The sequence below is a fragment of the Parapedobacter sp. SGR-10 genome (assembly GCF_011030405.1).
Taxonomy (GTDB): Bacteria; Bacteroidota; Bacteroidia; order Sphingobacteriales; family Sphingobacteriaceae; genus Sphingobacterium.
On sequence record NZ_JAAJTJ010000004.1, the window covers coordinates 188,580 to 201,767 of the forward strand.

12 protein-coding genes are annotated in these 13,188 nt (G+C 44.3%); 6 read left to right on the forward strand and 6 right to left on the reverse strand.

Annotated elements, in window-relative coordinates; translation table 11 throughout:
- Window position 1 precedes the first annotated feature (1 nt).
- Both G5B00_RS05720 and G5B00_RS05725 read left to right on the forward strand, forming a co-directional pair.
- Window positions 2-1,771, forward strand: a complete 1,770-nt coding sequence (locus G5B00_RS05720; RefSeq protein WP_163872301.1) for a BACON domain-containing protein — start codon at window positions 2-4, stop codon at window positions 1,769-1,771.
- 19 nt (window positions 1,772-1,790) lie between these two features.
- Window positions 1,791-2,942, forward strand: a complete 1,152-nt coding sequence (locus G5B00_RS05725; RefSeq protein ID WP_163872302.1) for a hypothetical protein — start codon at window positions 1,791-1,793, stop codon at window positions 2,940-2,942.
- An 816-nt stretch (window positions 2,943-3,758) separates the two neighbouring features.
- Here the strand turns inward: G5B00_RS05725 and G5B00_RS05730 are convergent.
- Window positions 3,759-4,022, reverse strand: coding sequence for a hotdog fold thioesterase (locus G5B00_RS05730; protein WP_163872303.1), 264 nt, complete (start codon window positions 4,020-4,022; stop codon window positions 3,759-3,761).
- Between the two features lie 148 nt (window positions 4,023-4,170).
- On the opposite strand from G5B00_RS05730, the gene G5B00_RS05735 reads away from it, so the two are divergent.
- The gene (locus tag G5B00_RS05735) at window positions 4,171-5,370 is read left to right on the forward strand and encodes an ATP-binding protein (protein WP_163872304.1); all 1,200 of its coding nucleotides are present in this window, start codon (window positions 4,171-4,173) and stop codon (window positions 5,368-5,370) included.
- A gap of 5 nt (window positions 5,371-5,375) precedes the next feature.
- On the opposite strand, the gene G5B00_RS05740 is transcribed toward G5B00_RS05735, so the two are convergent.
- The 4 genes from G5B00_RS05740 to G5B00_RS05755 all read right to left on the reverse strand — a co-directional run bounded on the left by G5B00_RS05740 (window position 5,376) and on the right by G5B00_RS05755 (window position 8,313).
- Window positions 5,376-5,807, reverse strand: coding sequence for a hotdog fold thioesterase (locus G5B00_RS05740; protein WP_163872305.1), 432 nt, complete (start codon window positions 5,805-5,807; stop codon window positions 5,376-5,378).
- Between the two features lie 2 nt (window positions 5,808-5,809).
- On the reverse strand, window positions 5,810-6,319 hold the full coding sequence (locus G5B00_RS05745; protein ID WP_163872306.1) for a DinB family protein: 510 nt from the start codon (window positions 6,317-6,319) through the stop codon (window positions 5,810-5,812).
- A complete protein-coding gene (locus G5B00_RS05750) occupies window positions 6,300-7,526 on the reverse strand; it encodes a sensor histidine kinase (RefSeq protein ID WP_163872307.1) in 1,227 nt (408 codons plus the stop codon). The genes G5B00_RS05745 and G5B00_RS05750 overlap by 20 nt, the downstream gene beginning before the upstream one ends.
- 454 nt (window positions 7,527-7,980) lie before the next feature.
- On the reverse strand, window positions 7,981-8,313 hold the full coding sequence (locus G5B00_RS05755; protein WP_163872308.1) for a hypothetical protein: 333 nt from the start codon (window positions 8,311-8,313) through the stop codon (window positions 7,981-7,983).
- 118 nt (window positions 8,314-8,431) lie between these two features.
- On the opposite strand from G5B00_RS05755, the gene gltX reads away from it, so the two are divergent.
- The 3 genes from gltX to fabD all read left to right on the forward strand — a co-directional run bounded on the left by gltX (window position 8,432) and on the right by fabD (window position 12,263).
- The gene (gene gltX / locus G5B00_RS05760; protein WP_163872309.1) at window positions 8,432-9,952 is read left to right on the forward strand and encodes a glutamate--tRNA ligase; all 1,521 of its coding nucleotides are present in this window, start codon (window positions 8,432-8,434) and stop codon (window positions 9,950-9,952) included.
- Window positions 9,953-9,963: 11 nt separating this feature from the next.
- Window positions 9,964-11,199, forward strand: coding sequence for a M16 family metallopeptidase (locus G5B00_RS05765; RefSeq protein WP_163872310.1), 1,236 nt, complete (start codon window positions 9,964-9,966; stop codon window positions 11,197-11,199).
- A gap of 176 nt (window positions 11,200-11,375) precedes the next feature.
- Window positions 11,376-12,263, forward strand: coding sequence for an ACP S-malonyltransferase (fabD, locus tag G5B00_RS05770; protein ID WP_163872311.1), 888 nt, complete (start codon window positions 11,376-11,378; stop codon window positions 12,261-12,263).
- 138 nt (window positions 12,264-12,401) lie between these two features.
- Here fabD and G5B00_RS05775 read toward each other — a convergent pair whose 3' ends face one another.
- Entirely contained in the window at window positions 12,402-13,130 is a 729-nt protein-coding gene (locus G5B00_RS05775) for an RDD family protein (RefSeq protein ID WP_163872312.1), read from the reverse strand.
- Between the last annotated feature and the right edge of the window lie 58 nt (window positions 13,131-13,188).

The following is a 13,188-nucleotide window of genomic DNA, read 5'->3' on the forward strand; positions in this document are numbered from 1 at the left end:
AATGAAAAATATACATTATAAATTATGTTGTTTTTTGGGATTGGCTTGTATCCTCACGTATACATCATGTTCCAAAGAGGATGTCCTTGACATGTTTAAGCGGCAATCGGATCAGATGTCGTTTAATTATCTGAATGAAACAAAACCATTGGCTATTGCGTCAAGTAACCATTGGACGGTTCGTTCGCAATCTGAATGGATCTCGGTCAATCCAGAAGAAGGTAGTGGGGATTCGCAAGAGCAGAATATTGAGGTGACTGTGGCTCACAATAAAGGAGACCAAAGAACAGGAATCATTACTGTTTCCAATGGAAATAAAAGCTATGACGTAAACATCGTTCAGTCTGCAGGACATATCGTCGTAGAAAGGCCGACGGTAGCCTCCAGTTTTCTGGTGGATCAGGATATTACCGGAGCGCAGGTATTGATTCCTTATACCAAGGGCGCCGCAGACGACTTTGTGCATGTGACGGCATCTTTACAAGGGCCGGGTGCTGATGGGCTTGAAATACATGATGTTGCTGACTTTCAATTGTCGGCAGGTGATGGCTTCATTCCGGTGGATCTCAGTGGCGTGACCACTACGACCGGTGAGATACAGATTGACCTGCTTGTTGAAATACCGAGCAGGAGTTATACACAAAATTTTACTGTAAAGACTCGCGTAAAAGTAGATGGTGGTATAGATCCGTTGGAAAGCCCTACGGTCGAACTTATCAAAGTGTTGCCAAGGCTGGCTGTGCTGGATTGGGGCAAGTATATCAAAAATTCGGGAGTGTCCAGAAAGTTTGAGCTTGAGCTCGCGACTACGCAGTATGGCCCTGCTATCCGGCGATATGCTAATCAGGTAGATTGGCTGAGCTCAACGAGCATCGGTACAGGGAACTATTTCTTTGATCATAACAGGTTCGTTTTCGGAGATCTGGAACCCGGTACAACCTATTGGTTTAGGGTCGTTCATAAAACGATCAACACCCTCAACCTGGATTCGGATATGACTTATTTTCAGTTCACGACGCCGACAGAAAATATAGGGGCTAATGTGATATTGTATAAAGATTTTGATGACTTCTGGTTTGGAGGTGCACCGATATATCAGGCTTTCGCCGTCCAACCCACGGAAGCGCAACTCAAGACACTGGATCCTACTTCTTCTGATGTGAAAGCGACAGACTATCGCACACACTCTTGGAATAATAATATCGCGAGTACATTTGATGGTAATCTTAGTCCGACGAATGCTCCATTATTGTATAACGCCTACTGGGATGGAGCAAAATACGGAAGTAATTTTACAGACCCTAATTATGCGGGTTGGCATGGTGTCAACGCTTTTGCTGCGACCGGAGCTGTTCGACTGGCACCGGCTGCAGGTCAAGGGTATTTGAAAACACCTAAATTTGAGAATATTACGGGCACAGCAGATGTCTTGATCACTGTCAATACCGCTCCGTATTACGAACCTTATCACAGTTGGGGGGAAGACGGACTACGACACTATATCATTATTGAAGGAGACGGCACCATCGTCGACGGTGGACCTACCATGGTGAGTCTGGACAACAGCCAACAGGTAACAGTGGAGTGTACATCGAATGTCGATCCGGCCACCAATGGACCTTTGTATTCGACCAACCGCACTACGGAGCATAGTGTGAGAGTGACAGGTGCTACATCGAATACGAGGCTGGTCGTCAGTACATTGCCGTATAATGCTAGTGCTGCCCGGGTAAGAATTTGGTTAGATGATATCAAAGTAGAAAAATTATAAAATGATGAACATAAGTAAAATGAATTTAATCTTTTTGGTCTTACCTTTTTTTACGTTTTGCAGCAAAGGTGGAGAGCCTGCTGGCAACGATCAAGGACCCGCGGTAGACTTGAGTTCTACTACCGGAATCAACTCATTTGATGCAGGATCAAATATCTACAGTATCAATACATTCTTGCTGTCGAATAATGTCATACAGGGATTTAATTTTGACTCGGATGGTTCCATTTGGTACACACAGACGGCGGATGCGGCCAATAAACACCAGGTCAATCTGGTCAAGTCCGCAGTGAACAAAGGACCTGAAATATTGACATCCAATACAGATGTTATGAAACTGCATTATTTTGGCCATGCGACCAATACGGCCATAGAGGAAGTGGGGGATGATCGTTACCTTTGGATCGGAGCATACGCTTCCGCTCGTTCTGACGGATCTTATTGGGGCGATCGTGTCATCGGCCGGGTGAAATATGAAAAAGATAAAACCGTAAAAACCAATGAATGTGAGGAGTATTACTACATAGGGGCAAGCTATGATGAGCTACATCCTTCCATAGATGCCGACAATGACCTACTGACGATCAACTATAATGACCCTACGAATTCCAGCTATAGGTGTTTCGTTATTTATAAGTTGAGCGATGCAAAAAAAGCGACTATGGTCAATGTAAACGTTACGTGTACAAATGGCTTTGAGACGAATAATCCAAAGTCGTTGGCAACCAATACATACACGGTGTATTGCCGTGATCTGACTACTTTGACACCGGTAGCCAGAGTCAAATTTCGCAAGACCGGATATGGAGCTGCCGGCGCGACGTACTATGATTGGCAAGGATACGATGTCTACAAGGATCGATTGTACTATTTTGAAGGCCAGTCTAATTATAATTTGAACGGATCTGCAAATTGGTCCGGTGAATCACAGTCTTATGTAACTGTATTTGATTTCCAAGGCAAGATTGTAGAAGAGCGCACTCGCGTAGCATTTATTTCCGATAGAAATATTCTTTCTGACATAGGTGTCACGAAATTGGGGGCGATGGAAGCTGAGGGAATAAAGGCATATAAAGGAAATTTATACCTTGGATATACTTCTCGTGGTATTACACAAGACGATACGAAACATTATCAGAATATTTTTAAGTTTAATATATCATCGAAGTAAATGAGGTATTAGTTGTCTGCAGGTTTTACTGTGTATAGAGAACTCCCTTTTGTTGTTATAGAGACGTATGATTGAATACCCTAACGAGATAATGCCTTAATTTTAGTCAATATTTATCAAGGGGCCGTCTAAAAAGGTCTGACAGTTAATCTAATCGTCATTTCGAACGAAGAGAGACCTCGAAGCAGCTCCAAAGGGAAATCTATGGATAAATTATAATTTACTTATTTTCAGTAGTTTGAAAAATTACTTAGCCATAGATTTCTCCTCGTGCCTCGTCGAAATGACGGCATGATGGGCTTTTTAGACAGCCTCTTGCTTATTTTGCAGTGAATATAAGGCAATAATGGAAACGCTGCTAGAATACCAAGAGTCGCTGATGCAGGAGGTGCATGGGGGGACAGCTTTCTTTATTATAAATTACCTTGGGAGAGTCGTATGCTCACCATCAGGGGCTGCGTGGGGCAGGTAAGACAACGATGTTGAGAAATTTCAAAATTAATAGGATGATTTTTTTCTATAGATTTTTGGAGTAATGATATGGAGTTTGGTGTTTTTAGGAATTTTTGTAGATCGTCTGTGGTTACTTTTAGGTTATGAAAAAACCTGTGTTGTAGTTTTTGGAAAAAGATTCGAACAAAGTACTCTTTCCCGAACCATTAGGCCCTGCAAATACTCTTAGTCTTGGTTCACTCATTTTCTCTCTAAAACCATTCCTTTTTTTAGTTGTGAAATATCAACTTTTTGGGTTGTTGTTTTCATCTTAAACTATACCAAATATAACGTTTTTTTGATGGAAAGTATGAGATAAATATTTTATCCCATCACCTTCTTATCCACGATCGCTACGGTATGTCTTGATATGCACAGCAGGCGGTCGTGGTCGTCATAAACCTTGATATCCCATACATGGGTAGTTCGGCCGATGTGGACTGCTGTGCAGACTGCTTTGACTATACCTTCGCGAGCCGAACGGACATGGTTGGCATTGATCTCGAGGCCTACGCCAACGTATTTGGTACTGTCGATGATGAGATTGGAGGCAATACTACCTATCGATTCGGTTTTGAACCAGATCATAGTTATGCAGTGAAGTATCCTAACGAGTGGAGAGGATATGGTTAAACACCATAATCAGAGAATGCCTTCATTCCAAGTCAATATTTTATATAATTGACTTGTGTTCAAGTCAATTATTACTTATTTTTGTGGTAAATATAAGTCAATCATGGAAACGCTGCTCGAATATCAGGAGTCGCTGATGCAGGAAGTGGATGGGGATTTTTACCGCTTTCTTTATCATAAATTACCTTGGGAGAGCCGTATGCTCGCCATTAGGGGTTTGCGTGGGGCAGGTAAGACAACGATGTTGCTCCAGCATTTGAAGTTCGGGCAGCCCAAAGGTAACCAAAGTCTTTACATAACCGCAGACCATCCGTGGCTGTATACACATACGCTTTTGGATACGGCAAAGATATGGGTGCAAAACGGAGGAAAAGCTCTGTATATCGATGAAGTCCATAAATACCACAATTGGTCTCGTGAACTAAAGAACATTTATGATGGGTTTCCCAAATTGAAAGTCTATTTTACGGCATCTTCGGCATTGGACATCTATCGTGGTGAAAGTGACCTAAGCCGCCGGGTACTATCATTTACATTGCCCGGTATGTCATTTAGGGAGTATCTCAACCTCACACAAGATAAGACCTTACCAACTGTCTCGTTAGAACAAATACTGAAAGATCCCGCACAGACAGCTGCAAGAATCAAGACCGATATCGAAACGCCACTACCCCTGTTTCGTGCATATCTCAGCAAAGGCTATCTACCTTTTACCAACGAACAGCAAGGCAGACACTATTTGACAAGGCTATTGCAGGTCATTGATACATCCATATCCACAGATCTGGCATTCATACAAAATTATTCTTCGGCACATGCCGTTAAGATCAAAAGACTCGTGGGGGTGATAGCCGAGTCAGCTCCTTTTGAACCCAATATTTCGACCTTGGCACAGAAACTTCAGTTGGGGCGCGATACGGTCAATAATTTCTTGCATCATCTAGAACGGGCATATCTGCTCAATCTCGTGAACAAATCTACGCAAGGTGTTGCAGCGTTACAGAAACCTGATAAGGTATATCTCGAAAACACGAACCTTTCTTTCGCTTTACGGGAAAATCCCGATCAGGGAACCATACGCGAAACCTTTTTTCTCAATCAGATAAGGAACGCGGGACATAAGATCAGCCTCGCAGAAAAAGGGGATTTTCTTGTCGACGACACATATACCTTTGAAGTAGGTGGCCGGGACAAATCCCGAAAGCAGATTGCAGGGATCCCACGAGCCTATATCGTAGCCGACGATATAGAACTGGGCTTTGGCAATAAGTTGCCCCTCTGGCTTTTTGGTTTTCTCTATTGACAGCCCTATTTAAGTTTCCCCTTCTCCACGATCGCCACGGTATGTCTTGATATGCACAGCAGGCGGTCGTGGTCGTCATAGACCTTGATATCCCATACATGGGTAGTTCGGCCGATGTGGACTGCCGTACAAATTCCTTTGACTGTTCCTTCGCGGGCAGATCGTACATGGTTGGCATTGATTTCCAACCCTACGCCTACATATTTCGAACTGTCGATGATGAGATTGGAGGCAATACTACCTATCGATTCGGCCAGCACCACCGAAGCTCCGCCATGCAGGATGCCGAAAGGTTGTCTTACTTTGTCCGTGATAGGCATGGTGGCAATCAATGCATTATCTCGTATCTCGACAGCCTGTATACCAAGATATTGGGTCATGTATCGATCAAATATTTTGTTGATCTCTGCTAGGCTGAATGTTCGGAACCAAATCATACTTATACAAGATAACGTTCTTTCAAGATGGAGCGGTGATGGTTGAGGTGTCCGGCAATGATGTAGATCAAAGCACGTACACTGATGAGCCTGTCCGAAGCCATACCTTTCCGGTTGAGCTCGTTCTCATTGAAAGTGTCGAACAAAACCAGATTAGCTTTGCGTAAGGGCACAAACTCCTCGATGATGCTTTCAAAAGAACGCTCATTGTGTCTTCCATTGGCCACAAACTCATCCTGCTCGAAAGGCGACAAAGCGGTCATGTCATTTCGGGCAAAGCGTAGGGCACGGTAAGCAAAGATACGTTCAGCATCGAGAATGTGACAGAGTGTTTCCTTCACTGTCCATTTTTCTTCCGCATACCGGTAGATGCCTTTCTCTTCGGGGATGGATCGGATGAATTCGGGGAAAGATGTCAGATGATCTTCTAATTCCTCGCGGATATCCCTGGTCACCGTGTCGATATAATCGCTGAAAATCGCGGGATATTCATCAGACTTGAGTTGGTTCATAACGTAAGTTGCTTTTTAGTACTATTCTAAAGGTTGTTCCTTTTCCGGTTTCTGACTCTTTTACAAAAATTTGTCCTCCATGATAGTCTACCATTCTTTTGGTCAGGGTCAGTCCAAGACCCCACCCTCTTTTACGTGTGGTAAACCCGGGTTGGAAGATCCGTTCAAAATTTGATCTTGATATTCCTTTGCCGGTGTCACTAATGTCTATAAAAATTTCCTCTTTTGCAATATTTTCCGAAATGTTTACGGTTATTTTCCCCTCTTTGTCTATGGCGTTGACAGCGTTTTTGAGTAGATTTTCGATAATCCAATCAAATAGGGGGACATTGATTCCGGCTTCTACGTGTTTGTCTCCTTGTAATTCGAACAGGATTTTGTCGCTCGTTCGTACTTTAAAGTATTGGATAAAATCGTTGACCGCATTGTAGACATTGTGATTGGACAGCACTGGGGTAGAACCAATTTTTGAAAACCTGTCTGCCACGATTTCCAAGCGTTTGACATCCCGCTCCATTTCGTCCATGACATTGTCTTTTTCTGTCTCCCCATATTTTAGACGCAATAATTCCAGCCAACCCATCAACGAAGACAGAGGGGTGCCCAATTGATGTGCCGCTTCCTTGGCCATACCCACCCAAACAAGGTTTTGCTCTGATTTTTTGATGGAATTGAATATGCTGTACGCGATGACCAGAAAGATAGCGATGGTAAACCATTGTATATAGGGAAATATGCGAAGTTGCCGGAGAGCATTCGACTCTTGATAGTACACATACCATTTCTCTCCAGTTTCCAGTTTTATCGTGATCGGCGGATGTCGACGCTCCATGTCTTTGAGCTGTTTTTGAAAGTAATCGGGGTCGTATTTCAACTGGTTATGTACACTATCTTCTTGAGCGATGTTGGTTTTTGTAGGATCGAGGTCCCGCCAGAAAATGATGTTTCTCTTCTCATCGGTAATGATGGCTGGCAAGGAAAGGCTATCGCGAACGGCATAGATGAAACTGATAAACTGATCATCTATGTCGGGCATGGTGACGATGCTTCTTGTACTCATGGCCCATACTTCAGCCTTTGTTCTTTCAGACTTTGAAAGGTTCTTGACGAGATAGTTGGTGTACAATAGGGAACTAGCTGCCAATAAGGCCGCGAAGACCAATAAAAGGATTTTCCAAAGCTGTTTATTGTACTTGTAAGGATCCATAGATTGCCTTTTGCGTATGCAAATTAACGATTTTTGTGGATAAAAGGAGATAAATGTCTATTTGTTGTGGTAGATAATGTCTTTGAAATAGTTTTTGTGGTATTGATGATGGTTATAGTTAACGGAGGATTATTTTATGCGCCTCTGTCGCCGGCGCATGGCGACTTAGTTATGTGTTTGTGTTTGTTTTCATAGGCACACATGCTTTCGCTTCGCTCAGGTTGGCTTGTCCCAAAGTAAGCAAAGGGCAAGACTGTGATTAATTTGCTCCAGCCGCCACGCTCCAATCCCGAAGCGCCATACGAGGTCTCCAACACACAACCCTCCGCGCTGGACTAGGTATGGCTTGCATACTGCAAATTGTAAGGCCGTCAAAGCTCGTCCCGATCTCGGGAACGGGATCTCCACGGGCTTGCTGTCCAAATGAATCAAGGTCGGTGGAGGTTAGTCCTTTTTACTCTGGCTTGCAGACAACGTATTGATGTGCAGGTAAAGTTAACTTTTGTGGATAGCGCCCGTCCATTTCACCAACATCGGGAGGGATAGCCCTGCAACGGGAGGTGTGGTGGGATGCCCCTAGCTCCGCTCGGTTCGTGTCGGCGTGGGTCGTTTTTGAGACAGTGCTATTAAAAACAAGACCATGCTGAAGCACTATCCTTACAGCCCCGATAAATGCCGCCTCCGGATATTTGACAATAGTAGTGGGATGCACTACCATTGTGTCAAATGTCCGAAGCGGCGAGTTTTGGGTACTTTTGCGGTCAAAAGTACCATGCCCGTCCGGCATAGAGGACAAAGAAAACTTGTCTAAAGAAAACCTCCATTTATTTTATAACAAACAGCCTCTCCTGCCCTTAATCACTTCCACTATCGTTCATATCATTTGTAATGCGTAATTTTGCGGTATGAGTTCGCAGAAAAAAGTAAGAGTAAGATTTGCACCTAGTCCGACAGGGGGATTACATCTGGGTGGTGTAAGGACAGCTTTGTTCAATTACCTGTTTGCCAAGCAGCATCAAGGAGATTTTATTTTAAGGATAGAGGACACAGATCAGACGAGGTTTGTGCCGGGAGCCGAGGAGTATATCCACGAATGTTTGGCATGGTGTGGTATTTCACCGGATGAAAGTCCGGTCACACCCGGAGCATACGGCCCATACCGCCAGAGCGAACGTAAGCCCTCCTATAGGCAGTACGCCGAACAATTGATCAATGACGGCTATGCCTACTATGCTTTTGATACTGCTGAAGAATTGGAGGAACAGCGCAAACTGTTTGCCAACTTTAGGTACAGCCATGAAAACAGGTTGAATTTACGAAACTCATTGAGCCTTCCAGAAGAAGAGACTCAACGGCTTTTGTCTGAGGGGCATCCCCATACCATTCGCATCAAAATGCCGGAGGAAGAGACCGTATCTTTCGATGATATGATTCGGGGACGTGTCACTTTTGAGACCGGATTGGTCGATGATAAGGTGCTGCTCAAGGCCGACGGTATGCCGACCTATCACTTGGCCGTGGTAGTCGATGATCATGCTATGAAAATATCCCATATCTTTCGCGGAGAAGAATGGCTTCCTTCCGCCCCAGTGCATTTGTTGCTATGGGAATATTTGGGCTGGGCAGCCGAAATGCCTGAATGGGCGCATCTACCATTGATATTGAAGCCTGACGGAAATGGAAAGTTGAGCAAGCGGGATGGAGACCGATTGGGCTTTCCGGTATATGCCATGAATTGGGCAGATCCAAAATCGGGAGAGCTGACTAAAGGTTTTCGGGAACTGGGCTTTTTGCCGGAGGCATTTGTCAATATGTTGGCACTACTCGGATGGAACGACGGTACGGATCAGGAAATCTTCACGATGGAAGAACTGGTGGAGAAATTTTCTGTAGAACGGATCAGCAAAAGCGGAGCGAAATTTGATTACGAAAAAGCCAAATGGTTCAACCATGAATGGATAAAAAATACGACAAACGATCAACTGTTGCCGGAGATCGACAAGTTGCTAAAAGACAACGGTGTATTGACAGCAGATCCGGCATTGATAGATGCGGTGCTATCCGCTGTCAAGGAGAGGTTGACCTTTCTGTCCGATTTTTGGCAACAGGCCTCCTTTTTCTTTGTGCACCCCGAGCGATATGACGTGGAGGCGATCAAACCAAAATGGAATACAGACAAAACCGCTTTTTTCGAGGACATTGTCCATATATTTGAGGAGCAATCCGAGTGGAAAGCAGCGGTGTTGGAACCTCTTTTTAAGGACAAAATAGCGCAGTCCGGCATGAAAATGGGTGAACTGATGTTGCCTTATCGTATTATGTTGGTCGGTGGAAAGTTTGGGCCGGATGTGTTTCTGGTTACGGAATTATTGGGCCAGGAGGAAGTCATCTCCCGGATGAAGAAGGCCCTGCCTTTATTTCTTTAAACGGGCGCTACATGAAAGAATACAATCTGATCCGCCTGGACAATGGCATTCGTGTATTGCTGCATTACCAAAATTCGCCCATCACGCACAGTTGCCTAATCGTGAATGCAGGGTCGAGGCAGGAGGAAAAAGGCAAGTTTGGAGTAGCACATTTTATTGAGCATCTGTTGTTCAAGCGTACCGAACGAAGGTCGACCAATCAGATTCTGAACCGCTTGGAACAGGTTGGAGGAGATCTCAACGCCTATACCACCAAAGAATATACCTGCTTGCATGCTTCCTTTCTCAATCCCTATCTGGAAAGAGCTTTGGACCTGTTCGAAGATGTGCTTTTTCATTCGGTCTTTCCGGAGGACGAACTGGAGAAGGAGAAAAGTGTCATCCTCGATGAGATGGCCTCCTATAGGGACAGTCCCGAAGAGTCCATCATGGATGATTTTGAAGATTTGATGTTTGACGGAACCGGATTAGGACATAATATCCTTGGGTTGGAAGAAGACCTGCAACATCTCCAACGCGAAGACGTGTTGGCATTTATCCGGCATACCTACGACACCGAACAAATTGTCGTAGCGATAGCGGGCAATTATACCCCATCGCAGATAGAAAGATGGAGCAAAAAGATATTCGGACGTATACCTTCCAATAAAACAGCACGAGAGCCGGAAATCATTAAACCTACTCGTGCGTTGGACAATATCGTAAAAAAGCCAATCCATCAAGCACACTATATGTTGGGGGGGCAGACATTTGGTTATTTTGACGAGCGTAAAACAGGTATGTTGTTGCTCAATAATATGTTGGGTGGAATGGGTATGAGCTCTATCCTCAACTTGGGTGTCCGCGAAAAATATGGTATAGCGTACACGATTGAATCAAATTTTACGATGTACAAAGATACCGGGCATATCAATATCTATTTGGGTACGGATGAGGACAAACTGCCCAAGGCAGTCCGTTTAGTACACAAGGAATTGGATAAATTGCGTCAACAGCGGTTTACGGAGACACAATTGCAACGAGCCAAGCAGAAGTTCAAAGGTCAAATAGCATTGGCAGAAGAAAACCGTATGAGCATGATCATTGCTGAAGCAAAGAATATCCTGGACTACGATCGGATCGTGACGTTGGAGGAAGTTTTTGCCAAGATCGATACCGTCAGTACAAGGGACATTCAGGATTTGGCGATTGAATTCTTGGATCCTAAGAGATTATTATCCTTGGCGTTCGTGCCGGAGGAAGAGTAATTACGAATTTTTTTTACGTACGAAGTCACAGACTTCGCTTTATTTGAAAGTCCTTAGACACTCTTCGGAAGTCTAAGGCCAGGGAAGGTTCAAAACTTTGGGAAAATTTTTCGAACTCTACGGACAGCAGGGTATAATAATTTTTATTTTTAATTTTTTAATTTTTACTTTGAAACATGAAAACAGCATATATCTTTCCGGGTCAAGGTGCCCAGTTCGTAGGAATGGGTCAAGACCTTTATAATTTGAACGAACAAACCAAGGCACTGTTTGAACAAGCCAATGAGATACTGGGTTTCCGTATTACCGATATCATGTTCAACGGTACGGACGAAGATCTGAAACAGACAAAAGTCACACAACCGGCAATATTCCTGCATTCGGTTATTTTGGCTAAAGCTTTAGGCGATACATTTCAGCCATCAATGGTGGCAGGACACTCTTTGGGCGAATTTTCGGCTTTGGTCGCTGCCGGTGCGCTATCGTTTGAAGATGGCTTGAGACTGGTGTCTCAACGTGCCAATGCTATGCAAAAGGCTTGTGAGTTGCAACCCTCCACGATGGCTGCTATCCTAGGATTGGAAGATGAAGTCGTGGAACGTGTCTGTACGCAAGTAGAAGATGTTGTCGTCGCAGCCAACTATAATTGTCCCGGACAATTGGTCATCTCGGGCTCTATCGAGGGGGTGGACAAAGCCTGTGTACTCCTGACCGAAGCGGGTGCAAAAAGAGCTTTGAAGCTCAATGTAGGTGGAGCTTTTCATTCTCCACTGATGGAACCGGCTAAGGTTGAATTGCAAACAGCCATTGAAGCTACTGAAATCAAGGCTCCTTCATGTCCGATCTATCAGAATGTCGATGCCAAACCGTACACCACTCCTGCACAAATCAAGGCCAATCTAATTGCACAGCTCACGGGACCTGTTCGCTGGACACAAACTGTCCAAAATATGTTGGCAGATGGAGCAGAGGCTTTTGTAGAAGTAGGACCGGGCAATGTATTGCAAGGTTTGGTCAAGAAAGTAGACCGTCAGGCACAAACCTCGTCGGCTGTGGTAGTGTAATTGTTTTATTTTCTAATGTTGGCGCACGAATCCTTTCGTGTGCCTCGATAAATAAGCACACGAAAGGATTCGTGTGCTAGCGAAAGGTGTAAAATATATAATATCGTTTGTAGAGACGCAATGCATTGCGTCTCTACATCATAAATCCCTAAAGGCATAATAGTGATCCTTGATCACGATCGCGATAAAATCTTCGGGAGCTACTTGTGCCTTGATGCCGATCAAAATCTCGATCTTGGCGGCCAGGGCTTGGATGATCTTGTAGTTCTTGCGGTCGTAGGCTATCTTATAAATGTCTTTGATCTCATTCATATCCTGATCGGTCAGTTGGATGACTTCGGGATAAGTGGTACTGTGTTCTGCCGTGATTTCTTCGAATAAGGTTTCTTTGAGGCGTACATCTTCTTTGATGCTGATGACGGCTGTGTCAGCAGCAAGGTCGCCGATACGCTGGCTGTTTCTGGTGAGGATGATCATGGTCAGCCCCAAGCCACCCATACTGAGGAATATGTCTACCGTATTGCTGATCCATCGGATAAAATACTGGTAGAGTGTCGCGCGCGAGCCATCTATCTTGACCACCTTGATCTTCATCAAACGCTTGCCTAGGGTCTGACCTTCCATAAAGGTCTCTAGGATAAAGGGATAAAACAAAGCAGGCAAAATGAGTAGGGAGGAAAGGCCCCAGGCAGCCCATTTGTCCATACGGTCGAATATGCCTACCCTCATCAAAATCATGAAGACAAAAAAGTAGTAAAGCAGGATGATACCGTAATCTATGGCAAAGGCTATACACCGTGAGCCGACAGAGGCCAACTTGTATTCAAAGTTGACGTTTTGAGGGGTATTGATAAGCAGTTTGTTCATGTGTAATGTAAAGTTTGCGTCATTCTGACCGGAACGAAGAGAAGCGGAAGAAACTCAT